Annotated in this window: 22 protein-coding genes; 16 read left to right on the top strand and 6 right to left on the bottom strand. The window is 63.5% G+C overall.

What is annotated here, in order from left to right; all coding sequences use genetic code 11:
• Positions 1–61: 61 nt before the first annotated feature.
• The 3 genes from ACWBU6_RS13470 (at position 62) to ACWBU6_RS13480 (ending at position 2,817) form a co-directional block, all read left to right on the top strand.
• On the top strand, positions 62–529 hold the full coding sequence (locus ACWBU6_RS13470; RefSeq protein WP_452649279.1) for a DUF3016 domain-containing protein: 468 nt from the start codon (positions 62–64) through the stop codon (positions 527–529).
• Between the two features lie 87 nt (positions 530–616).
• Positions 617–1,753 carry an alpha-hydroxy acid oxidase gene (locus ACWBU6_RS13475; protein WP_452649280.1) on the top strand — a complete coding sequence of 379 codons (1,137 nt, stop codon included), beginning with the start codon at positions 617–619 and terminating at the stop codon, positions 1,751–1,753.
• A gap of 167 nt (positions 1,754–1,920) precedes the next feature.
• Entirely contained in the window at positions 1,921–2,817 is an 897-nt protein-coding gene (locus ACWBU6_RS13480) for a LysR family transcriptional regulator (protein ID WP_452649281.1), read from the top strand.
• 3 nt (positions 2,818–2,820) lie between these two features.
• On the opposite strand, the gene ACWBU6_RS13485 is transcribed toward ACWBU6_RS13480, so the two are convergent.
• Positions 2,821–3,000 (bottom strand): hypothetical protein, encoded by a 180-nt coding sequence (locus ACWBU6_RS13485; protein WP_452649282.1) that lies wholly within the window; start codon positions 2,998–3,000, stop codon positions 2,821–2,823.
• A gap of 113 nt (positions 3,001–3,113) precedes the next feature.
• Between ACWBU6_RS13485 and ACWBU6_RS13490 the strand changes: the two genes are divergently transcribed.
• From ACWBU6_RS13490 to ACWBU6_RS13510, 5 genes are read left to right on the top strand one after another with little or no spacing between them, the layout of a single operon-like run.
• Entirely contained in the window at positions 3,114–3,344 is a 231-nt protein-coding gene (locus ACWBU6_RS13490; RefSeq protein ID WP_090440761.1) for a hypothetical protein, read from the top strand.
• 13 nt (positions 3,345–3,357) lie between these two features.
• Complete coding sequence (locus ACWBU6_RS13495) at positions 3,358–3,741, top strand: response regulator transcription factor (RefSeq protein ID WP_452649283.1); 384 nt, start codon at positions 3,358–3,360, stop codon at positions 3,739–3,741.
• Positions 3,738–4,472 (top strand): YaiO family outer membrane beta-barrel protein, encoded by a 735-nt coding sequence (locus ACWBU6_RS13500; protein WP_452649284.1) that lies wholly within the window; start codon positions 3,738–3,740, stop codon positions 4,470–4,472. Before ACWBU6_RS13495 ends, ACWBU6_RS13500 begins: the two co-directional genes overlap by 4 nt.
• Positions 4,450–5,499, top strand: coding sequence for a HEAT repeat domain-containing protein (locus tag ACWBU6_RS13505; RefSeq protein WP_452649285.1), 1,050 nt, complete (start codon positions 4,450–4,452; stop codon positions 5,497–5,499). Before ACWBU6_RS13500 ends, ACWBU6_RS13505 begins: the two co-directional genes overlap by 23 nt.
• Complete coding sequence (locus ACWBU6_RS13510; protein WP_452649286.1) at positions 5,496–6,911, top strand: glycosyltransferase family 2 protein; 1,416 nt, start codon at positions 5,496–5,498, stop codon at positions 6,909–6,911. Before ACWBU6_RS13505 ends, ACWBU6_RS13510 begins: the two co-directional genes overlap by 4 nt.
• Positions 6,912–6,919: 8 nt before the next feature.
• Here ACWBU6_RS13510 and ACWBU6_RS13515 read toward each other — a convergent pair whose 3' ends face one another.
• The 3 genes from ACWBU6_RS13515 to ACWBU6_RS13525 are packed head-to-tail and all read right to left on the bottom strand — an operon-like array spanning position 6,920 to position 10,961.
• Complete coding sequence (locus ACWBU6_RS13515; RefSeq protein ID WP_452649287.1) at positions 6,920–9,070, bottom strand: ATP-binding protein; 2,151 nt, start codon at positions 9,068–9,070, stop codon at positions 6,920–6,922.
• On the bottom strand, positions 9,067–10,017 hold the full coding sequence (locus tag ACWBU6_RS13520) for a D-2-hydroxyacid dehydrogenase (RefSeq protein ID WP_452649288.1): 951 nt from the start codon (positions 10,015–10,017) through the stop codon (positions 9,067–9,069). The genes ACWBU6_RS13515 and ACWBU6_RS13520 overlap by 4 nt, the downstream gene beginning before the upstream one ends.
• Positions 10,014–10,961, bottom strand: coding sequence for a LysR family transcriptional regulator (locus ACWBU6_RS13525; RefSeq protein WP_452649289.1), 948 nt, complete (start codon positions 10,959–10,961; stop codon positions 10,014–10,016). The genes ACWBU6_RS13520 and ACWBU6_RS13525 overlap by 4 nt, the downstream gene beginning before the upstream one ends.
• A 166-nt stretch (positions 10,962–11,127) precedes the next feature.
• On the opposite strand from ACWBU6_RS13525, the gene ACWBU6_RS13530 reads away from it, so the two are divergent.
• The 7 genes from ACWBU6_RS13530 to blaSMB all read left to right on the top strand — a co-directional run bounded on the left by ACWBU6_RS13530 (position 11,128) and on the right by blaSMB (position 19,713).
• Complete coding sequence (locus ACWBU6_RS13530; protein WP_452649290.1) at positions 11,128–11,295, top strand: hypothetical protein; 168 nt, start codon at positions 11,128–11,130, stop codon at positions 11,293–11,295.
• On the top strand, positions 11,292–12,137 hold the full coding sequence (locus tag ACWBU6_RS13535; RefSeq protein ID WP_452649291.1) for an alpha/beta hydrolase: 846 nt from the start codon (positions 11,292–11,294) through the stop codon (positions 12,135–12,137). Before ACWBU6_RS13530 ends, ACWBU6_RS13535 begins: the two co-directional genes overlap by 4 nt.
• 105 nt (positions 12,138–12,242) lie before the next feature.
• Positions 12,243–13,451 (top strand): efflux RND transporter periplasmic adaptor subunit, encoded by a 1,209-nt coding sequence (locus ACWBU6_RS13540; RefSeq protein WP_452649292.1) that lies wholly within the window; start codon positions 12,243–12,245, stop codon positions 13,449–13,451.
• 3 nt (positions 13,452–13,454) lie between these two features.
• A complete protein-coding gene (locus ACWBU6_RS13545) occupies positions 13,455–16,634 on the top strand; it encodes an efflux RND transporter permease subunit (RefSeq protein ID WP_452649293.1) in 3,180 nt (1,059 codons plus the stop codon).
• Position 16,635: 1 nt separating this feature from the next.
• Positions 16,636–18,075, top strand: coding sequence for an efflux transporter outer membrane subunit (locus tag ACWBU6_RS13550; RefSeq protein WP_452649294.1), 1,440 nt, complete (start codon positions 16,636–16,638; stop codon positions 18,073–18,075).
• Between the two features lie 130 nt (positions 18,076–18,205).
• Positions 18,206–18,874, top strand: a complete 669-nt coding sequence (locus ACWBU6_RS13555) for a polyphenol oxidase family protein (RefSeq protein ID WP_452649295.1) — start codon at positions 18,206–18,208, stop codon at positions 18,872–18,874.
• Positions 18,871–19,713: an SMB-1 family subclass B3 metallo-beta-lactamase gene (gene blaSMB, locus ACWBU6_RS13560; RefSeq protein ID WP_452649296.1), complete on the top strand. Its 843-nt coding sequence runs from the start codon at positions 18,871–18,873 to the stop codon at positions 19,711–19,713. Before ACWBU6_RS13555 ends, blaSMB begins: the two co-directional genes overlap by 4 nt.
• Positions 19,714–20,131: 418 nt before the next feature.
• Here the strand turns inward: blaSMB and trbK are convergent, their stop codons facing one another.
• The gene (trbK, locus tag ACWBU6_RS13565; protein WP_452649297.1) at positions 20,132–20,371 is read right to left on the bottom strand and encodes an entry exclusion lipoprotein TrbK; all 240 of its coding nucleotides are present in this window, start codon (positions 20,369–20,371) and stop codon (positions 20,132–20,134) included.
• A 182-nt stretch (positions 20,372–20,553) separates the two neighbouring features.
• A complete protein-coding gene (locus ACWBU6_RS13570) occupies positions 20,554–20,937 on the bottom strand; it encodes a hypothetical protein (RefSeq protein WP_452649298.1) in 384 nt (127 codons plus the stop codon).
• 188 nt (positions 20,938–21,125) lie between these two features.
• Here ACWBU6_RS13570 and ligD point away from each other — a divergent pair, with 188 nt between their 5' ends.
• On the top strand, positions 21,126–23,573 hold the full coding sequence (ligD, locus tag ACWBU6_RS13575) for a DNA ligase D (RefSeq protein ID WP_452649299.1): 2,448 nt from the start codon (positions 21,126–21,128) through the stop codon (positions 23,571–23,573).
• The last annotated feature ends 151 nt before the right edge of the window (positions 23,574–23,724 follow it).

Raw genomic sequence — 23,724 nt, forward strand, 5'->3', positions numbered from 1 at the left:
GTCCATGCCGGAAGGTGTGGGCCCTTTTTCCTTTTTGCCGTTTGCGGCATATACTTCAGGCATGAACAAGCTCATTCATGCTGCCTTGCTGATGCTCGTATCGGCCAGCGCCGCCGCCACTGCCACCGTCACTTTTGCCGATATCGGCAAGATGACCGATGTGCCGCACGATTACCGGAAACGGGACGACATGCAGTTCCTGTTCCGCGAACACCTCAACCGGCTGTCCGAGCAGCTGCCGCCAGGGCAGGTGCTGAAGGTCGACTTCCTCGATATCGACCTGGCCGGCGATGAATTTCCGCGCGTCGCCGTGCACGATATCCGCGTGCTGAGGGGGCAGGCCGACTGGCCGCGCATGCACCTGCGCTACAGCGTCGAGCAGGGCGGCACGGTGGTCGCCAGTGGCGAAAGCAAGCTGTCCAACCCCGGCTACCTGATGGGCATGAACCGCTACGACCGCGACCTGTACGGCCACGAAAAGCAAATGCTTGACGAATGGTTCCGTAAGGAAGTCCTCAAGCAGCGCTGAGCTATTGCCAGCTTGCAACGGCAGCGCGATGGCTTGCATGCGGCCATGATCTCAGCCGTGGTTCAATTCCTGCGTTAATATGCAGGAATGACACTCATCACCTGCATCGAAGACCTGCGCCGCCTGGCCAAGCGCCGTGTGCCGCGCATGTTTTATGACTATGCCGATTCCGGCTCCTGGACCGAATCGACCTACCGCGCCAATGAAGAGGACTTCCGCAAGCTGAAGTTCCGCCAGCGCGTGGCCGTCGACCTGAACAACCGCAGCCTGCGCAGCACCATGGCGGGACAGGAAGTGGCGATGCCGGTGGCGCTGGCGCCGACCGGCTTGACCGGCATGCAGCACGCCGACGGCGAAATCCTGGCGGCCCGCGCGGCGGAAAGATTCGGCATCCCGTTTACGCTGTCGACCATGAGCATCTGCTCGATCGAGGACGTGGCGGCGCATACCAGCAAGCCGTTCTGGTTCCAGCTGTATGTCATGAAGGACCGCGATTTCATCAATCGCCTGATCGACCGCGCCAAGGCGGCGAAGTGTTCGGCCCTGGTGTTGACGCTGGATTTGCAGGTGCTTGGGCAGCGCCACAAGGATTTGCGCAACGGCCTGTCGGCGCCGCCGCGCCTGACCCTCGCAAACATGCTGAACATGGCGACCAGGCTGCGCTGGTGCGCCGGCATGCTGGGAACGTCACGCCGCCAGTTCGGCAATATCGTCGGCCACGCGCAATCGGTGTCGGACATGTCTTCGCTGTCCGCGTGGACCAGCCAGCAGTTCGACCCCAGCCTGTCTTGGAACGACGTCGAGTGGATCAAGAACCGCTGGGGTGGCAAGCTGATCATCAAGGGCATCATGGATGCCGACGATGCGCGCCTGGCTGCCAACAGCGGCGCCGATGCGCTGATCGTCTCCAACCACGGCGGGCGCCAGCTCGATGGCGCGCCATCCTCGATTGCGGCGTTGCCGGGGATCGTGGACACGGTGGGCCGGCAGATCGAAGTCCATATGGATGGCGGCGTGCGCTCGGGCCAGGACGTGCTGCGGGCGGTGGCGCTGGGCGCGCGCGGCGTCTATATCGGACGTCCTTTCCTGTACGGGCTGGGGGCGATGGGCGAGGCAGGCGTGACGCGCTGCCTCGAAATCATCCGCAACGAACTGGATATCTCGATGGCCTTTTGCGGCAAGCGCGATATCCAGCAGGTCAGCAGGGAGATCCTCCTGCCTTGAACACCAGGCCGGCCAGGAGCTTGCAGAGTTCATCAAACCAGTTGGGTTCCGTGTTATTCATTTGCATTTCCTTTCTGCTAAAGGTCGAAGTAAGCGCATTGTGAACTGTTTCATTGTTGGGATAAATGCTTATAATTGAATTGAGTATCCCAAAAATGGAGCAATGAATGGACAGGCTGCACCATATGCGTCTTTTCGTCGAAGTGGCCAAGCGCAAGAGTTTTCGCGCCGCTGCCGAGGCGCTGGACATGTCGAATTCCACCTTGTCGCGCAATATCGCCGAGCTGGAGAAATCGATCGGCTTGCGCCTGCTGCACCGGTCGACCCGCAAGGTGGAATTGACGGAGGCGGGGGACGCTTATTTCAAGCGCTGCCAGGGCATCGTGGAAGAGGCGATGAGCGCCCACGAAGCGCTGCTGGACTGGTCGGAAAAGCCGGCCGGGATCCTGCGCGTGACCATGACGTCCAGTTTCGGGGTCGGCTACCTGGCGCCGGTGCTGACGGAATTTGCCGACATGTACCCGGACATCAAGATGGAGTTCGATATTTCATCGCGTACCGTGGACTTGCAATCGGAACCTTTCGACCTCGCCATCCGCATGGGCCAGGCGCCGAGCGCGCCGTCCACCCTGGTGGTGCGGCGCATTGCGATGATGCCGCGTTACCTGTACGCCTCGCCGGTCTACCTGGCCAAGATGCCGCCGCTGGAGCATGCCTGCGACCTGGTGCGGCATACCATGTGCGGCCGCTCCTTTTCCAGCCGCCTGCCCGATATCTGGCGCAAGCTGTACCGCGGCGAGGAAGTGGTGGAGGTCATGGCGCACTCGCGCTATGCCACCAACAGCGCGGCGCTCAGCATGTCGTTTGCCGCCAATGGCTTGTGCATCTCGGCGCTGGACCCGCTGCTGGCCAAGCAGGAAGTGCAGGCCGGCCGCCTGCAGCGCGTGCTGCCGGACTGGCATATGGAGCCCATCATGGTGCATGCGCTGACCGAGACCCGGCACCTGCCGGCACGCACGCGGCTGTTCATCGACTTCCTGCGCCATCGCCTGGGCGCCGGCTAGCGTCTAGCCGCCGCCGATGCCCTCGACGATACGGCCGGTACCGCCGCAGTTGGGGCAGTCCTTGCCGTCCGGCGTCTTGCCGCAGCCGCTGCAGAGCGGGCAGATGCCTTCGCCGCTGCCGGGCGTGCCCGGCGCAGCTTCGTCGCCGGGATGGAGCGGCGCCTGGGTGGCTGATGCGTTCATATTGCGATCCTCCTGGCCACAGCCTGCCACGCGCAACGCTTTTCAACCGTTAGCTGGGTAACCGAGAACAATCGGCATTACAATGCCAGCATCACCCGATAGGAGTACGCGCCATGGCCACGCTGATCCGACACCGCAAGACGCGCATCATCACGCTTGATGCCGGCGATGACTTGCACGAGCATTGCAAACCCAGGGACATCGCCCTGGTTCCCGACCCAGCGGGATGGTGGACCTATTTCATCGGCGAGGACGGTTCAGTCGAACGCTACGATATTCCCTTTGCTACCTATAATGAAGCGCTGTGGTCGGCCAAGGCCGCCGCGGAATTCGACGCGCAATAGAACCTGAGAACTTATGCCTGAGACCACCATCCTGGTAATCGAAGACGACGAACATATCGGCCAAATCCTGACCTTCATCCTGCAGCGGCAAGGTTACCAGACCACCCTTGCTGCCGATGGCCTGGCGGCACGCAAGGCCATTGTCTCCGCCGTGGCGCCGCCCTCGCTGGTGCTGCTGGACGTAATGCTCCCCTATATAGACGGTTTCGAACTGGTGCACATCATCCGCGAGCGCGAAGGCTGGCAGGACGTGCCGATCGTGATGCTGACCGCCAAGCATACGGAAAAAGACATTGTGCGTGCGCTCGACGAAGGCGCCAACGATTATGTCGTCAAGCCGTTCCAGCCCAATGAACTGCTGGCGCGCGTGCGCCGCCACCTGAAGGAGCAGGTATGAAGGCCGCGACCCTCGCTGCGCTGGCTTGCTGTGCCTTGCCGGCCGCGGCCCGGACCACCATCGGTATCAACCACGGGATCGACCACCTGAGCGGACCGGCCGCAAACTGGCGGGAGAGCTCGCTGAATGTGCGCCACCAGGCGGCGCCGCGGCTTGGCTTTGGCGCCGGCGTTACGCGCGTCGAGCGTTTCGGCATCGGCGAAACCCAGATCAGTGCCGGCGCCGACCTGCCGCTTTCCGAGAAATTGACCGCATCCGTCGACGGCAATTTCAGCAGCGACCATCAGATCCTGGCCCGTCGTGCGCTGGGTGCGAGCTTGCAGTATGAATTTGCCAAAGGTTGGCTGGTGCATGGAGGAGGGCGCAGCAGCAGCTACAACGATGTCCACGTCAACCAAAGCCTGCTCATGCTGGAGCGCTACGTCGGGAATTACGGCTTTGCCGGCGCCTGGCGCGCGGCGCGGGCCTTCGGCACCACTGCGCACAGCGGCGAACTACGCGCCAACTACTATTACAGCGACCGCAGCGCCGTCGGCCTGTCTTTCGCTTTCGGCAAGGAAGCAGCCAATATCGCCGGCACCACGCGCCTGACCAGTGTGGAGTCGGCCGCGCTGGTGGGGCGGCACTGGCTCGACCAGCGCTGGGCCCTTACCTACGCCGTGGCGCATACCCGCCAGGGCGACTTCTACGTGCGCAACGGGGTCAATCTTGGACTTCAGGCTGCCTTCTGACAGCTACCTGCTGGTTGCCTTCTGGGCCGGGATCGGTGCCCTCGGACTGACCCTGCTGGTCGGCCTGCAGATCATCGCCCTGCGCATGTCGATGCGCAGGACACAGCGCCGCGAGCAGGCCCTGACGCTGAAGTGGCGTCCGTTGCTGAATGCCGCCATTGCCGGGGAGGGCCTCGGCAACCTGCCGGATCTGCCGTGGCGCGACCGCGTGCTGTTCATCAAGCTCTGGCTGCATTTGCAGCAGGCCGTGCGCGGCGAGGCAAGTGAAGGCCTGAACGGCATAGCGCGGCGCCTGGGCTGCGACGAGCATATGCGTACGCTGCTGGTGCGCGGCAACCGCGCGGAGCGCCTGCTGGCAACCCTGGCCCTGGGCCATATGCGCGACAAGGAATCCTGGGCTGCGCTGGCCCGCGCGGCGCACGCCACCGACAGCGCCTCCTCGGTGCATGCGCTGTGGGCCTTGGTACAAATAGACGCCGCACGCGCCGCGCAGGAGATGGCGCCATTGCTGCTTCGGCGCGACGATTGGCCCTTGTCGCAGCTGGCGAACATCCTGCAGAACGCGCGCAGCGAATGGCAGCCGGTGCTGGCAGGAGCGCTGTCGCGCGTATCGCCGGAGGAGCTGCCGCAGGCCCTGCGCCTGGTGGCGGCGCTGCGCATCGACCTGCCGCAGGCGCAGCTACAGGAATTCCTGGGCAGTCCCCAGCCGGACATCGTGCTTGCAGCGCTGCGCCTGGCGCGCACTCCCGGCGTAATCGGGCAGGTCCGGCGGCACCTGCAAAGCAATGACTGGCGCATCCGCCTGCAGGCCGTGCGTGCGCTGGGCGAGCTGGGCGATCGCAGCGATGTCGCGCGCTTGCGCAACTTGCTGTCCGACCCGGAGTGGTGGGTGCGCTATCGCGCCGCGCAGGCTTTGCTGGCGCTGCCATTCCTGACGGAGGCGGAGCTGGCGCAATTGCAGGATTCCGGCGACCGCTACGCTGCCGACATGCTGGCCCAGGTCCTGGCGGAAAAGGAGGCGGCGTGACACCCGATCCGTACGTCATCCATGTGATGACCTTCTGCGTGCTGGCGTATTTCGTGCTGCTCAACGGCGGCTACCTGTTGCTGAATTTGCTGGCCATGTTCGCCTTGCGGCGGCGGGCGCAGGAAGCCGTACTGGACGACCTGCCGCAGGTGTATTCTGCGCTCGAACCACCCATCAGCATCCTGGTCCCAGCCTACAACGAAGCAGCCACCATCGCGGCGTCCGTGCGCTCCATGCTGCAGCTGTCGTATTCGGAAATGGAAGTCATCGTGGTCAACGACGGTTCGGCCGACCGCACGCTGCAGGTGCTGACGGAGGAATTCTCCCTGGTACCATTCCCCGAGGCTTACCGCATCCAGCTCGAAACACGTCCGGTGCGGGCGATCTACCGCTCCACGCGCTTCCCCAACCTGCGCGTCATCGACAAGGTCAACGGCGGCAAGGCCGATTCGCTCAATGCAGGCATCAATGCGGCGCGCTATCCCTTATTCTGCGGCGTGGACGCCGATTCGATCCTGCAGCGCGACAGCTTGCAGCGGCTGGTACGGCCCTTTCTCGGCGATCCGCAAATGGTTGCCAGCGGCGGCACGGTGCGCATCGCCAACGGCTGCGAAGTGCGCGGCGGCTTCCTGACGCGGGTCGGCATGCCGCGCAATGTCTGGGCCCTGTTCCAGGTGGTCGAGTATTTGCGGGCCTTCCTGTTTGGGCGCCTTGGCTGGTCCGTCATCAATGGCATGCTGATCATCTCGGGAGCCTTTGGCTTGTTCCGCAAGGAGACGGTGGTGGCGGTGGGCGGTTATAACCCGAAAGCCATTGGCGAGGACATGGAACTGGTGGTGCGCATGCACCGCAAGCTGCGTGCCCGCGGTATTCCCTACAAGATCGAGTTCGTACCGGACCCGGTGTGCTGGACCGAGGCGCCGGAAGAGCGCAAGCAGCTGCGCAACCAGCGCATCCGTTGGCAGCGCGGCCTATCGGAGAGCCTGAGCAGCAACTGGGGCCTGATGTTCAGCCGCCATGGCGGCGTTGCCGGCTGGATGGCGTTCCCGTTCTTCGTGCTGTTCGAATGGCTCGGCGCCCTGGTCGAGATGTTTGGCTACCTGTTCATGGCCGTGGCGTGGTGGCAGGGCTGGATATCGTGGGAATCGTTCGCGATTTTCCTGTTCGTGGCGGTCGGCCTGGGTATCTTGCTCTCCGCGTTCGGCCTGCTGCTGGAGGAAATCTCCTTCCACCTGTACCAGCGCCCCGGCCAGCTGCTGTTGCTGGCCGCGGTCGTCATCGCGGAAAACTTCGGCTACCGCCAGTTGAACAGCTGGTGGCGCCTGGTCGGCCTGTACCGGTGGGCGCGCGGCGGTGAAGCCAAGTGGGGCGTGATGACACGCAAGGCCAGCTGGCAGCGCGATATCAACTGACTTGTCCGTTACAGGGCCGGCAAGGTCACGTGGAAGGTAGTGCCGCGGCCTTCCTCGGTGTCGAAGCCGATGATGCCGCCGTGCTGTTCGGCGATGGCGCGGCAAATTGCCAGGCCCAGGCCGGTACCGCCTTTCAGGCGGGTGTCTGAACTGTCGGCCTGGGCGAACTTCGCGAACACGCGGGCCTGGAACGCTTCCGGGATGCCGGGGCCATTGTCGCTGACCGACAGCCGGACGCCGGCCGGCACCGCGCTGCAATCGAGCGTTACGCTGTTATATTGCGGCGAGTATTTGATGGCATTTGACAGCAGGTTGACCAGCAGCTGCACCAGCCGGTCATGGTCGCCGCGCACGCGCAGCCCGGTGGCGCTGCCGCTGCGCTCCAGTGCCACCGGGCGTTGGGCAGCGCTGCCGCGCACCGCGTCGATCGCTTCGTCGAGTACTGGAGCGATGTCCAGCTCGTCGGTGCGAAACTCCATCTTGCCGGCTTCGATCTTCTCGATATCGAGGATGTCGTTCACCAGGCGCACCAGCCGCTCGCTGCTCTGGTAGGCGATGTTGACCAGATGCTGCACGTCCGCCGGCAGCTCGCCGGCGCCGCCGTCGACCAGCACGGAAAGAGAGGCCCGGATCGAAGTCATGGGCGTGCGCAGTTCATGCGACACGGTGGCGATGAATTCGTTCTTCATTTCTTCGACCTGGCGGCGCTCCGAAATATCGTGCAGGAAGACGCAAAACAGGCCGTTGGCCGGCCGGCTGATGCTGGCCTCCACTGTCAGCTCTTCGCCGTCACGCCGGATAAGGGTGCGTTGCACGCGGCGGCCGAAGTCGGGGGCGTCCGCCGTACTGGCAGCCACCAGCGCGGCCTCCTGCTGCGCGCGAAAGCGCTGCGGCACCAGCAGGTCGATATAGCTCTTGCCCATCGCTTCCTCCCGCGTCCAGCCGAACATATGTTCAGCCGCAGGGTTCCAATCGGTGATACGCCCGTCCGGCCCGACCGCAATGAAGGCGTCTTGCGCGGTTTCGATAATGGCGGCAATGCGCTGCATGGCGTCGCGCAACTGGCTGGTGCGGGCGCTGACGCGGCCTTCGAGATTGGCGACCAGGGAATTCAGGGTGCGCGAGAGTGCCTGGACTTCCGCGTAAGGTGCCAGCTGCGGCAACTCGGCGGCCGCGCCGCGCCGGATGCGGTCGGCGGCATCGGCCAACTCGCTCAGTGGCCGGGCAATGCGGCGCGCCAGCGGGAAGGCCAGCAGGGGGAGCAGGGCGGCCATCGCCACGCCCAGCCACAAGGCGCGTTTTTGCAAGGCGCGCACCGGCGCCCAGGCCGTATCGGCACTCTGGCGCACCAGCACCGTCCAGCCCAGACCGGGATAGGAGGCGTGGCCACGCGTGCGGGCATAGCCGACCAGGTAGTCCACGCCGTCGGGCCAGCGCTCGACGTGGTAGCCGTTGTCCCGGCTTGGCAGCGGCAGCTCCCTGGCCAGCAGTCCTGGTGGCCCAAGCAGCACCTTGCCGTGATGGTCGAGGATGATCGCCTGCACCTGGCGGTGTGCGCTGGCCGGTCCGATCACCGAGCGCTCCAGTTCGCGCGCCCATTGCCATGACAGGTGCGCCCCAAGCATGCCGCTGCCGTCCGCCAGCGGGAAGGCGAGGTCGACAAAGCGCAGCGGTTGCGGCCCCTGCGCCGGCAGCAGCTTTGCCAGCAAGACGGCATCGTGCACGTCGCCGACAAAGGTGCCGGCCTGGGCGTTGCGATACCAGGGGCGGCCGCTGACGTCGAGGCCTTCGAGCATGGCACCGGTTGCGGCCTGCACCTTGCCCTGGCGGTCGGTCAGGCCCAGCCAGGCGTAGTGCGGATAGCTGCCCTGGTGCTGCTCCAGCGTCTTGCGCCTTGCGGCCAGCGGGGCGGCAGCGCCCATGTCGGAGCGCTGGGCCAGCAATTGCACTTCGCGGTAACGCTCGAACATATTGCGATCGAGCTTGTCCGCTGTCTGCTGCGCGAGCTCCGATAGTGCGCTGCCGATATCGGCCTTGACCTGGTTGCCGGCAGTGCGCGCAACGATCGTGGCCAGGACCGCGCCCATGGCGATGGCCAGCGCGCAGAAAGCGATCGCAAGGTAGGTCCCGATCCCCGCCCGGGAATGTGCACGCTTCATGCGACGCGGTTGGCCGGACGGCCTGCCATGAAGGCTTCCATATTGGCGACCAGCTGGTCGGCCAAGCCCTGCATGGCTTGCCCGCTGGCCCAGGCCGAATGGGGCGTGAGCAGGAAGTTCGGCAGGCGCAGGCGCAGCAGCGGGTTGTCCGGTACAGGCGGCTCTTTGGTCAGGACGTCAAAGCCGGCGCCGGCGATCACGCCTCGCTGCAAGGCCTGCGCCAGCGCCGCTTCGTCCACCAGGCCGCCGCGCGCGGTGTTCACCAGGATGGCGCTTGGCTTCATGCGTGCCAGCTCGGCCGCGCCGATGATGTTGCGTGTGGCGTCGGTGAGCGGCGCATGCAGGCTCAATACGTCCGAGGTTTCCAGCAATTCGTCCCAGCTGACGTTGCGCACACCCGGATCGTCGCTCGCGGTCCGTGTATGCACCAGCACCTCCATCCCGAAGGCGCGGCCCAGATGCGCAACCTGCCTGCCAAGATCGCCGTAACCCAGCAAGCCGAGGCGGCTGCCGTGCAGGTCGCGGATCGGGTGATGGAACAGGCAGAAACGCGGCGACTTTTCCCACAGCCCCGCCTCGACATCGGCACGATAGGCCAGCAACTGGCGGCGCAGTGCAAGGATCAGGGCGAAGGTATGTTCCGGCACGGCGGCATGGGCGTAGCCCTTGATATTCGACACCACGATGCCGCGTTCGCGCGCAGCGGCCAGGTCGACATGGTCGGTGCCGGTGGCCGCGATGGCGATCATCTTCAAGCCGGGCAGGGCAGCGAGCGCCTCGGCGCGCAGCGGCACCTTGTTGGTGATGGCGATGGTGGCCCCGCGCAGGCGTTCGACCGCCTCGGCGGCACTGGAGGCCGGGAAATCGGTCCATTCGTGGGCAAACGAAGGGGGCCGGATCTCGGCAATGATGCTGTCGCGGTCAAGGAAAACAAGGCGTTCGGTCATACGGTAAGCTCCACAGGGAGGGACGCGGCCAGGGGGCGCAGCCGCATCTGGGGATGGCTGGCCATCAGGTCCGCCACCCATTCGACGAAGACGCGCACCTTGGCCGACAGGTGGCGGTTTTGCGGGTACACCACATGGATCGGCAACGGGTCGGTGACCCAGTCTTCCAGCACGCGCACCAGGCGGCCGTCCTTGCCGTGGTTGCCCAGCTGGACATCGGTCATCATGATGATGCCCAGGCCTGCCAGTCCCGCTTGCAGGTAGGCGTTGGAATCGTTCAGGGCCACCACGCCGGGCAGCATCATCTCGATGCGCTCGCCGTCGCGCGTGTAGTCCCAGTTGTAAATCTTGCCAGTCTTGGACGAGAAATAGTTCACGCAGCGGTGCCGCTCCAGCTCGCGCGGGTGGTTTGGCGTGCCAAAGCGCTCCAGGTAGGAAGGCGCCGCGCAGGTGACAAAATTGAGCAGGCCGACGCGCCGTGCGATCAGGGTGGAATCGGCCAACTGGCCACCCCGCACTGCACAATCGACGCCTTCTTCGATCAAATCGACCGGACGGTCGCCGCAACCCAGTTCGAGCTGGATATCCGGGTATTGTTCGAAGAAGGAGGGCAGGGCCGGCACCAGGATTTCGTTGGCCAGGCCGGTCGGCGCATCGACCCGCAAGCGGCCGCTCGGGCTCAGGCGGGTGCGCGACAGCGATTCCTCGGCATCCTTCACATCGGCCAGGATGCGCAGGCATCTTTCATAGTAGGCGGCGCCGTCGGCGGTGACCGAAACGTGGCGCGTGGTCCGGTGCAGCAGCTTGACCGACAGCGCCGATTCCAGGCCGGCCACCAGGGTGGACACGGTGGCCTTGGGCAGCTGCAGGGTTTCCGAGGCGCGCGTGAAGCCGCCGGCGTCGACCACCTGTACGAACACTTCCATTGCTTGGAGCTTATTCATGAGTCCACCTTCATTGTTCGAGATTCTGAACAATCAATTCAACATTAATGTATTTTTCTTATTCTAGTGGAAGTTTATTATTACCGTATTGCAGCATAAAAAAGCCCTTGACCCTCCCGCGGTGGGAAAGTTTAAAGTGGCTTCCAGTATCAGAAAAGGAGCAGTCATGAGTAACCGGGATGGATTCTTTGCAATGGTATCGCTGGCGCTGGGCGCGATCGCCCTGGCAGGCGTCCTGTATACCGACGAATACTCGCACGGCGCGCAAGTCGGTTTCGGCGCGGCGCCGGCGCCCACCTTGCTGGCATCGGCCAGCTCGGAGGCGAAGGAATGACGGCGCAGGTGCCGGCGGAGCTGAAGATCCGCGAACTCGAAGTGCGCGGCGCGCAGGGGCCCCTGGCCGCTCGCCTCTACCTGGCCGGGAATTCGTCCGCCAAGCGCGACGCGCTGATCGTCTTCTTCCACGGCGGCGGCTTCGTAGCCGGCGACCTGGAGGAGGCGGACGAATTCCTGCGCCACCTTGTCACGTGCAATCCTCACCATGTGATCCTGGCCACCAACTACACCCTGGCGACCGTCAGCCCGTTTCCGGCGGCGGTCGAAGATGCCCATGCCGTGCTGGCCTGGGCCAAGAAAAACAAGGCCAAGCTGTCCTGGAGCGGCAAGCAGTTGCTGACCGCCGGCATCGAAGCCGGCGCCAACCTGGCAGCCGTATCGGCGCTGATGGCGCGCGACCGCGGCGGTCCTGCACTGGCGGGGCAGATCCTGATCATGCCGATGCTCGATCCCGGCCTGTCCACTTGTTCGATGCGCGAACTGCCGAACTGCCCGGACCAGATGAAGGTAGCCAATACCTGTGCCGCCGCCTACCGCGGCTACCTGCCGAATGCCGCCGACCGCGCCCACCCGTACGCGTCGCCCCTGCAGTCGAGCCGCCTGAAAAATTTACCGCCGGCCCTGATCCTCTCGGCCGAAGACGACCCGCTTAGGGATGAAGCAGAACAGTACGGGGCGAAACTGATCGCCTGCGGAGTAAAGACAACAGTCAGACGCATGCCACCGGCGCCACTGCAGGAGCCGGGAGCCAGGAACGAATGCGCGTGCAGGGGCTTTGCACTGAAAGAAATGGCCAGTTTCATCAGCGCCATCGACGGGACGGAAACGCCCGCAGTGTAAGGCTGGTTTAAATAAAACAGAAGTTTAGAAAAAAGTGCCTGCGAGGCACATGGGCCCCTTTTTGCCTGAATTTTCCAATTAATTTTCACCCCCAAGAGGTTAACAATGAAAAAGATGAATCAAATGTCCACTCTTGTGCGGCCGCTGGTTGCCGCATTGGCGATGGGCGGGCTGGCGGCGGCCATCCTGTCCGGTTGCAGCGCCAATAGCAAGCCGGCCGAAAGCCAGGCGCCTGCCGCAGGCGGCCCGCCCGTATCGGCGGCCGTCGTGGTGCAGAAGTCCGTCGCCGAAACCCAGGAATTTTCCGGCCGCCTGGAAGCCATCGAGCGCGTGGAAATCCGCCCGCGCGTCAGCGGCTTCATTACCGCGGTGAATTTCAAGCCCGGCAGCGAGGTGAAGAAAGGGGATGTACTGTTCGTGATCGACCCGCGTCCATTCCAGGCCGAAGCCAGCCGCGCCGATGCGGCCGCCAATTCGGCTCGCGCCAAGGCCGACCTGGCCAAGCTGGAACTGGCCCGCGCCGAAAAGCTGCTGGCCGATAAGGCGATCGCCCAGCGCGAATTCGACGAGCGCGCATCGGCATTGAAGGAACTGGACGCAACGGCCCGCGCCGCCGCTTCGGCCGCGGAAGCAGCGCGCCTGAACCTGTCCTACACCCAGGTGACGTCGCCGATCAACGGCCGCGTGTCGAAGGCAGAGATCACCCTCGGCAACCTGGTTGACCAAAGCGCCGTCCTGACCAGCGTGGTCTCGCTGGACAAGATCTACGCCAGCTTCGACGGCGACGAAGACACCTTCCTGCGCGTCGGCGGCCAGGCCTACAAAGGCCAGCCGGTGACCGTGAAGGTCGGCCTGGCCAACGAAGCCGGCTTCCCGCATGAGGGCAAGCTGGAATTCGTCGACAACCAGCTCGACACCCGCACCGGTTCAGTGCGCATGCGCGCCACCTTCGACAACAAGGACCGCGCCCTGGTGCCCGGCCTGTTCGCCCGCGTCCAGCTGGACGGCGGCACCGCCACCCAGCAAGCGGTGTTGATCAACGACCGCGCCGTCAGTACCGACCAGGACCGCAAGTTCGTGTACGTGGTCGGCGCCGGCAACAAGGCGGAATACCGTCCTGTGGTGCTGGGCCCGAACGTCGATGGCCTGCGCGTGGTGCGCAACGGCCTGAAACCAGGCGAGAAGATCGTCGTCAACGGCCTGCAGCGCGTGCGTCCCGGCGCGCCGATCACGCCGGAAATGGTCGACATGACTTTTGACCCGATGGCGCAACAGAAAGTAGCGGCCACCGAAGCCAAAACCTCCAAGGAATAATCCATGAATTTTTCTCGCTTCTTTGTCGATAAACCGATTTTCGCGGCGGTTTTATCGATCATCGTCTTCGTAGCGGGCTTGATCTCGATCTTCAAGCTGCCCGTCTCCGAATACCCGGAAGTGGTGCCGCCATCGGTCGTGGTGCGTGCCGTCTACCCGGGCGCGAACCCGAAAGTGATTGCGGAAACCGTCGCCGCGCCGCTCGAAGAGCAGATCAACGGTGTCGAGAACATGCTGTACATGTCCTCGCAAAACACCTCCGATGGCGCGCTGATGCTGACCGTGACCTTCAAGATCGGCACCGACGTCGACAAGGCTGAAACCGCGGTGCAGAACCGCGTGCAGCGCGCCTTGCCGCGCCTGCCGGAAGAGGTCCGCCAGATCGGCGTGACCACGGTGAAGTCTTCGCCTAACCTGACGATGGTGGTGCACCTGCTGTCGCCGAACGGCCGCTATGACGACCTGTACCTGCGCAACTACGGCGTGCTGAACGTGAAAGACCAGCTGGCACGTATTCCGGGCATGGGCGATGTGCAGATCTTTGGCGCTGGCGACTACGCCATGCGCGTCTGGCTCGACCCGCAGAAGGTCGCCGGCCGCAACATGACCGCGTCCGACGTGGTCGATGCGATCCGCGAACAGAACGTGCAGGTCGCCGCCGGCGTGGTGGGCGCCGCGCCTTCCAAGTCGGCCGACTTCCAGCTGACCGTCAACACTCAGGGCCGCCTGAGCACCGTCGAGGAATTTGGCGAGATCATCGTCAAGACCAACGAAGACGGCGCGCTGACCCGCCTGAAGGACGTGGCCCGCATTGAACTGGGTTCCAACAGCTACTCCCTGCGTTCGCTGCTGAACAACAAGTCGGCAGTGGGCCTGGGTATCTTCGAAGCGCCTAACAGCAATGCGCTGGAACTGTCCGCCAATGTGCGCGCCAAGATGGAGGAACTGAAGAAGGACTTCCCTGAAGGCGTGGCCTACGACATCGTGTACGACCCGACCCAGTTCGTGCGCGAGTCGATCAAGTCCGTGATCCACACCCTGCTGGAAGCAGTGGCCCTGGTGGTGATCGTGGTGATCATCTTCCTGCAAACCTGGCGCGCATCGATCATCCCGCTGCTGGCGGTGCCCGTATCGATCGTCGGTACCTTCGCCGTGATGATCGGCTTCGGCTTCTCGATCAATACGCTGTCGCTGTTCGGCCTTGTGCTGGCCATCGGTATCGTGGTCGACGACGCGATCGTGGTGGTGGAGAACGTCGAGCGTAATATCGCCAACGGCCTGTCGGCCCGCGATGCGACCATCCAGGCCATGAAGGAAGTGTCCGGCCCGATTATCGCTATCGCACTGGTGCTGTGCGCCGTGTTCGTGCCGATCGCCTTCGTGTCCGGCCTGACCGGCCAGTTCTACCGCCAGTTCGCGCTGACCATCGCCATTTCGACCGTCATTTCGGCACTGTGCTCGCTGACCCTGGCCCCGGCCCTGTCGGCATCGCTGCTGCGCCCGCACGACGCACCGAAAGACGTGCTGACCCGCGTGATGGACAAGATCTTCGGCCGCTTCTTCGCCTGGTTCAACCGCTTCTTCAACCGCGCTTCGCACAGCTATGAAACCGGCGTGCAGGGCGTCTTGAAGCGCAAGACCGCATCGATCGTGGTGTACCTGGTGCTGGCCGCTGCCGCAGGCGTGATGTTCAAGGTTGTGCCGAGCGGCTTCGTGCCGGGCCAGGACAAGCAGTACCTGGTGGGCTTCGCCCAGCTGCCTGATGCCGCATCGCTGGAACGCACCGAGCAGGTGATCCGCAAGATGTCCGACATCGCCAAGGAAATTCCTGGCGTGGATGCTTCGGTTGCCTTCCCGGGCCTGTCGATCAACGGCTTCACCAATGCGCCGAACGCCGGTATCGTGTTCACCACGCTGAAGCCATTCCACGAGCGTACCGACAAGTCCCAATCGGGCGAAGCGATTGCCGCGGAAATCAACAAGCGCATGGGCGCTGTGCAGGACGCGTTCGTGATGGTCTTCCCACCGCCGCCGGTGAACGGCCTGGGCACCACAGGCGGCTTCAAGATGATGATCGAAGACCGCAACAACGCCGGCTACGATGAACTGTACAAGACCGTACAGGCGATCCAGATGAAGGCATGGCAGGACAAGCGCCTGGCCGGTGTGTTCTCCAGCTTCCAGATCAATGTGCCGCAGCTGTTCGCGGACATCGACCGCGCCAAGGCCAAGCAACTGGGCGTGCCGCTGCAGACCATCTACCAGACCCTGCAGATCAACCTCGGTTCGCTGTACGTGAACGACTTCAACCAGTTCGGCCGTACCTACCAGGTGCGCGTGCAGGCTGACGCCCCGTTCCGTTCGCAGGCCGAGCAGATCTCGCAGCTGAAAGTGCGCAACAGCAAAGGCGAAATGATCCCCCTGTCGTCGCTGATGCGTGTGAAAGACAGCTATGGTCCTGACCGCGTGGAGCGCTACAACGCCTATGTATCGGCCGAGATCAATGGCGGTCCGGCTCCGGGCTTCTCGTCCGGCCAGGCCCAGGCCGCGCTGGAAGAGATCACCAAGGCGACCCTGCCTAAAGGCATGGGCTACGAATGGACCGAGCTGACTTACCAGGAAATCCTGGCCGGTAACACCATGATCTACGTGTTCCCGCTGTGCGTGTTGCTGGTATTCCTGGTGCTCGCTGCCCAGTACGAAAGCTGGACTCTGCCGCTGGCCGTGATCCTGATCGTGCCGATGTCGATCCTGTGCGCCCTGATCGGCGTGAAACTGACCGGTGGCGACAACAACGTGTTCACGCAGATTGCCTTGTTCGTGCTGGTCGGCCTGGCGTCGAAGAACGCGATCCTGATCGTGGAATTTGCGCGGGAACTGGAAGACCATGGCCGCACCATCCTGGAAGCGGCACTGGAAGCTTGCCGCCTGCGTCTGCGCCCGATCCTGATGACGTCGATCGCCTTCATCATGGGTGTGGTACCGCTGGTGTTCTCGGTTGGTGCAGGTTCCGAAATGCGTCATGCAATGGGTGTGGCAGTGTTCGCCGGCATGCTGGGCGTGACCTTCTTCGGCCTGTTCCTGACGCCGGTGTTCTACGTCCTGCTGCGCACCCTGGCCAAGCGCCTTGAGAAGAAACCCAAAGCAGCCGACGCTGCCCCGCAATTGGAAGGGACCCACTAATATGAAGAGTATGATTGCGAAGGGCGTCGCCCCGCTGCTGGCGGCACTGCTGCTGACCGCATGCGCCGCGCCTGACTTCAAGCAACCGCAAATCGACACCCCGACCGCCTTCAAGGAGTCGCAGGTGATGACTGCCGAAGACGGCACCAGCTGGAAGCCAGCCCAGAACGCCGAGCGCCAGCCGCGCGGCGAGTGGTGGCTGGCCTTCAGCGACCCGGCCCTGAATGAGCTGATCGCCGAGGCGACCCGCAACAACGCCAACCTGGCCGTGGCGGCCGCCCGTGTCAAGCAGGCGCGCGCCATCGCCGGCATCGCCGAAGCGGACCGCATTCCGCAGATCGGCGTGGGCGTGGGCGCCCAGCGTGCCCGTAATTCGGCCCTGTCGCTGGGCGTTCCAGCCAGTACCGACATTGCGCCGCAGACCACTTACAACGCGAACCTGACGGCAAGCTACGAAGTGGACCTGTTCGGCCGCGTATCGAGCAATGTGGCCGCGGCCCGTGGCGACGCCGCGCAGGTGGAAGCGAACTACCGCTCCGTCCTGCTGTCGCTGCAAGCCGACGTGGCACAGACCTATTTCCGCCTGCGCGCCACGGACGCCGAACTGGCGACTGTGGAGCAGACGGTCCGTTTGCGCGAAGAGAGTGTAAAGGTCAACCAGCGTCGCTTCGACCTGGGCGACATCGGTGAATTCGATCTCTCCCGCGCCAAGACCGAACTGGCAACCACCCGCGCGGAAGCGATCGGCCTGCAGCGCCGCCGCGCCACCACCGAGCACGCACTGGCGGTCCTCCTGGGCAAGCCGGCAGCAGGTTACACGGCGGGCAACAGCCCGCTGCTGGACTCGACGCTGCTGCCTGCGATCCCGACCGGCGTACCTTCTTCGCTGCTGGAGCGCCGTCCCGACATCGCCGCCGCACAGAAGTCGATGGAAGCGTCCAACGCCCGCATCGGCGTGGCGCGTTCGGCCATGTTCCCGGCGCTGAACATCACTGCCAACGGCGGCGGCGCGTCCGGCCACTTCAGCGATGTGTTCAAGTGGAGCAGCCGCTCGTGGGTGCTGGGCGCCTTGCTGTCGATGCCCCTGATCGACGGCGGCCGTAACAGCAACAACGTCAAGCGCAGCGAAGCAGCGCTGGAAGAATCGGTTGCCGGCTACCGCCAGACCGTGCTGGGCGCCTTTGCCGAGGTGGAAGACAACCTGGCAGGCCTGCGCATCCTGGGCGGCCAGACCGCGCAGATCGACGAAGCGCTGGTATCGGCACGCCGTTCCGCCGACCTGGCGCAGAAGCTGTACGACGCCGGCCGTTCCAGCTACCTGGACCTGCTGGACGCACAGCGCAACCTGGCAGCGGTCGAACGCAGCGCAGTGCAATTGCGCGGCGACCGCGCGGTCACCACGGTTGCCCTGATCCGGTCCCTGGGCGGCGACTGGAACTGATCCAAGTTTGATCAGCCCTTAACGGCGCACCGCTTCGGCGGGCGCCGTTTTTTTTCGCCTGTAGCAACGCACGCTTGCAAATCCAGCAGGATCAGCCTATGATTGCGACAACTGTCACACAAAGGCTAATATGGTCACAAGTAGTCTGTTAAGCAGCATCCCTGGCATCCGGCACGGATTCGGAAGCGCTGCGTCGCTGGTACCGGCCGAGCTGGCAACGGTCTGGAGTCTGAGGCCGGCCAAGCGCCAGGTCCATGGCACCCGCATCGCCGCCATTTGCGAGCCGCAGCAGGAGGTCGGCGACGCGGATGGCTTCCACACCAAAGGGCCAAGCCTTCCAGTCAGCATCATCACCGCCGACTGCGTGCCGCTGCTGCTGGCGCGGCGCGATGGATCTCACGTCGCGGCAGTGCATGCTGGTTGGCGTGGACTGTACGGCGGCATCATCCCCGCTGCGCTGGCCGCGATGGGCGAGGGCGTGCCGATTGTCGCCGCAGTAGGACCAACCATCTGCGCCGCATGCTACGAAGTGAGCGAAGAGCTGGCAGACGATTTCTCCCAGCGCTTCAAGGAACTACCGCGCGAGGTCGTGCTGCCAACGCACCGCCATCTCGACCTGCGCGCCATCGCCGAGCACCAACTGCGCACAGCAGGCGTCGAGGAAATCGAGCACGTTGGCGGCTGCACCTGCTGCGCACGCGACACCGCCGGCGAACCCATTTACCGCAGTTACCGGAGAGGCGACCGAGGGTCGCAAATGCACTCCGGCCTGTACATCACCACCAAAGGAGAAAAATGAAGGTCATCGCATCCCTCATCCTGGCCGCTTTCGCGACTGTCGCCAACGCTCAAGAACGTGATTGGAGCGCACCGCAGCAGCCATTTACCATCTACGGCAACACTCATTATGTCGGTACCGCCGGCATCAGCGCCATCCTTGTGACGTCGCCCAAAGGCCACTTCCTGGTCGACGGCACTACGGCCAAAGGCGCCGATGTCGTCGCGGCGAATATCCGCACGCTGGGCTACAAGCTGGAAGACGTGAAATACATCCTCAGCTCCCACTCGCATGAGGACCACGCCGGCGGCGTCTCCGCGCTGCAAAAGCTGACCGGCGCAAGCGTGCTGGCCGGAAGCGCCAATGTAGAAACCATGCGCACCGGCGTATCGCCGAAAATCGATCCGCAATTCGGCAGCCTGTCGAACTTTGCCGGCTCTGCGAATGTACGCGCCATCAAGAACGGTGAAGTGATCAAACTGGGACCGCTGGCCGTCACAGCCCACAGTACGCCAGGTCACACCGCAGGCGGCACCACCTGGAGCTGGCAGTCCTGTGAAGCAGGCAAGTGCAAGAACGTGGTGTTTGTCGACAGCCTGACCGCCGTCTCGGCCGATAGCTATCGTTTTACCAACCACCCCGAGGTCGTCGCCCAGCTGCGCAGCAGCTTTAACACCGTTGACAGCCTGGCCTGCGACATCGCAATCGCCGCGCATCCTGAAGTGAACGATTTGTGGGGGCGCCAGCAGCGCGCAGCGAAAGAGGGCAGCGCCGCCTATGTTGATACAAAGGGTTGCCAAAACATCGTCGAAGGCGGCCGCAAGCGGCTTGAGACCCGTCTCGCCAGCGAGAAGCGCTGATCGTCGATGCGCAGCGAAGTTCGCAAGGAGGATACTCTGTAAGAACTTTGAATCAGCCGATGGGAAAAGGGGCCGTATGTTACCGGCTAAAACGCGACATCAGAGTCTGGGCTACGGAACTTGGCCGGAAGTGAGGACATCTCACGTGTTGCAATTGAACCGTGGGGAGAAGAACTCTCGCTTCAACCGGGCGATCAACTCGGCTGCGTCGCGCATGGGCCAAAGAACGCTGGAGTTCTCAAACTCGAGTATGAGGGTAACACATTGTTTCTGTATGCGTGGCAAGGCACTCAATACGGCACCTGGAGTCATTGCCGCAATCTGACTGCGGCAGCGAACTCAACCAGGTCGCCAGGCAGTGGCGGAGGCGACTTCATCACCGCAACAGCTAAGCAGTTCCGAAACAATGAACCAGATCTCAATTAATCTGCGCCTTCTCCAGCTTTGCGCAGTTCGCCGATAGAACTGATCGCTCAAGCGCATCAGTAACTTGCTTGATTGCCTCAGGCGTACAGTGGGCGGCCGTTGGTTTGGATACCATCTGCTCCGGCTGGCGGGTCAGGCTCTTAAATGCAATCACTGCAAGAACAGCAGCGGCGAGGATTGCGATGACGAGGTTTGTGCGGGATTTCAAAGGGCTGTCCGTGTCAATGGTCAATGAATGTCCAATGATACGGCGCGCCGCACCGCAAACGCAAAAAAAACCCGCCTGGTCAGCGGAGAGCCCTGCCAGGCCGGGAAGAAAATTACCGCGTTTGGTCCCCGCCGGGACAGCGCGCCATTCCGGTTTGGAGGCGGATTCGGGAGGCGCGCTGGCTGGTGGGGAAGCTGCGGTCTGGATTACTTAGCCGGTGCGGCTTCCTTGGCACCTGCTACTTCTTTGGATGCAGCGGTTTTTTTGGTGGACTTGGTCTTCTTCACTTCCTTGGTCGCGCTGGAATGCTCATGCGATGCGGCAGGGGCCGCGGCGTTGGCCGGGGAGGCTGGGGTAGCAGCTACCGCTGGCGTGGCAGGAGTTGCCGGAGTCGCCTTGCTGCCTTTTTCTGCAGGAGCGGCCGGAGTAGCAGGTACGGCAGGAGTTGCAGGCGTCGCCGGTGCCGCAGCAGTGGCGGCAGGTGCCGGGGCAGCAGCAGGTTTTGCCGCCTGGCCGCCGGCAGCGGGGGCTTGGGCGAAGGCTGCGGTTGCAAACAGGCCGGCGATCACGGTGGCGATGGTCTTCTTCATGGTCAAGCTCCTCGGAGAAAATGGGTAAATCGTTTCGGGTGTCGTGCACTATTGCCGTGTCACTGAGCTGAAAACGGTGGCCCGCCCGCCGTAGTTGACGGGTATTACACATGGTTACATCTGCCAAAACTGCTTACAAAGTGCGGTAAATAACCGTCCCGCGCCGGCGGCGCCCGTACAGTGGTCCTATGAAGGACGCACTCAAGACTTACAAGGCGAAGCGGGACTTCAGCATCACGCCGGAACCCGCAGGGGGAGGCCAGCCAGGACGGGGGCGGCTGGCCTTCGTTATCCAGAAGCACTGGGCGCGGCGGCTGCATTACGACTTCCGCCTGGAGCTCGACGGTACAATGAAAAGCTGGGCTGTGCCGAAAGGGCCGAGCTACGACACGCACGATAAGCGCATGGCGGTCCATGTCGAGGACCACCCGATCTCCTATAACGAATTCGAAGGCACCATTCCCGAGAAGCAGTACGGCGCGGGCAAGGTGATCATCTGGGATCGTGGTACCTGGGAGCCGGTCGATGATCCGCACAAGGGCTACCGCGCCGGGAAGCTGGTATTCCAGCTGCATGGCCACAAGATGCATGGGCGCTGGGCGCTGGTGCGCATGCGTGGAAAAGGCGAGGACAAGGAGCCCTGGCTGCTGATCAAGGAAAAAGACGAATACGTCCGGCCCGCCGCCGAATTCAGCGTTGTCGACGAGATGCCGGACAGCGTGAAGACGCTCGGCCCCGCCGCCGCGGCACAGGCGCCAGAACAACCTGCGGCGCCCCGCGTCAAGCGCCTGCCCGCCGAGCTGGAGCCGGAGCTGGCGACACTGGTGGACGGTCCGCCATCAACGCCTGAAGACTGGCTGTTCGAAGTCAAATATGACGGCTACCGCCTGCTGGCCCGTATTGAGGGCGGCGACATCACACTGCATACCCGCAACCGCAACGACTGGACGCACAAGCTCGAACCCCTGCGCGCAGCGCTGGCCAAGGCGAAACTGCCGGATGGCTGGTACGACGGCGAGATCGTGGTCCATAACGAAGATGGCCGCCCCGACTTCGGCCTGCTTCAGCAAGCGTTCGACGGCCAGCGTACGAAAGACATCGTCTACTTCCTTTTCGACGCGCCTTACCTGGCTGGCGAAGACCTGCGCGGCTTGCCACTCGACGAACGCCGGGCCAGGCTGGAAGCCGCGATGTCTAAGGTGAAAGGCGACACAATCCGGCTGAGCGCCGTGTTGCAGGCTTCTCCCGACGAAATGTTGGCCGCCGCCTGCAAGATGGGCCTGGAGGGGGTGATCGGCAAGCGCCGCGACTCCACCTACACCGAACGCCGTTCGCGCGACTGGATCAAACTTAAATGCGCGCAGCGTCAGGAGTTTGTGATTGGCGGCTACACCGACCCGCAAGGCAGCCGCACCGGCATTGGCTCTCTGCTGCTCGGTGTTTATGGCAAGGATGGCGGGCTGCATTATGCCGGTAACGTCGGCACCGGGTTTAATGATAAAACCCTGCGCGATCTCGCCGAGAAACTCGGGCGGTTGAAGGCGAACGAAAGTCCGTTTGCCCCGAGCAAAGCCATTGCCCGCAAGGCCCACTGGGTGAAACCGCAGTTGGTGGCAGAAGTCAGCTTCGGCGAGTGGACACGCGGCGGTTCGGTGCGGCATGCTGTCTTCCAGGGGCTGCGCAAGGATAAGAAGGCCGGTGAAATCGGTCGCGAGGAACCGGCACATATGGAGGATACTGTGCAAAGCAAGCTGCCCGCATCGCTCAAGGTGACCAATCCCGACCGGTTGGTTGATCCGGCCAGCGGGATCAAGAAAATCGACATGGTGCGCTATTACGCGCTGGTCGCAGACCTCATGCTGGAGCACACCAAGGGCCGACCCGTGGCTTTGCTGCGCGCACCGGACGGTGTCGGTTCCGAATTGTTCTTCCAGAAGCACGCAGATGTGAGCAAGCTGCGTGGCTTGAAAGAGTTCCCGCGCGAGCTGGACCCCGACCATCCGCCAATGCTGGAGGTAGGCAGCACGCAAGCCTTGCTGTCTGCCGCCCAGTTCAATGTGATTGAGTTCCATACCCAGAATGCCGTTGGCCGCACTTACGAAAAGCCGAACCGCATCCTGTTCGACCTCGACCCCGGCAGCGGTGTCGAATGGGCGCAAATGCAGGAGGCGGCGCAACTGGTACACGCCTTCCTGGATGAATTAGGCTTGCCGTGCTTCCTCAAGACCAGCGGCGGCAAGGGGCTGCACGTGGTCGTGCCGATCAAGCCTTACTACGATTGGGACACTGTGAAGGCGTTCAGCAAACAGGTTGTGGAGCACATGGCGACGACGCTGCCCGACAGGTTTGCCTTCAAGAGCGGGCCAAAAAACCGGGTCGGCAAGATCTTCATCGATTACCTGCGCAATGGGCGAGGTGCGACGACCGTGTCGGCTTGGTCGGCCAGGGCGCGACCGGGGCTGGGAATTTCGGTACCGGTAGCCTGGGACGAGCTTGCCAGCTTGCGGGGCGGCGACCATTGGACTGTGGCCACAGCGCACACGCGGCTGGATGTGGGCAATACCCCTTGGGACGGGTATGCGAAGGCCGCTGTCGGCCTGGCGCCGGCATTGAAAGCGATCGGCGCGGCAGGTTGAGCAGCGGCGGAAATCGCTATTGCACGGGGTGGAGGAAGATCGGGGCTGGCCCGGGTTTAACGGTTTCTCCTTTGTTAGTCGAGTACTCGGGCAAGGTCGCGGGCGGCGCGAGCGCGTTGTAAACCGGCAAACCAGGGTCAGACCCAAGGGG

This window comes from Pseudoduganella sp. HUAS MS19 (assembly GCF_053615455.1).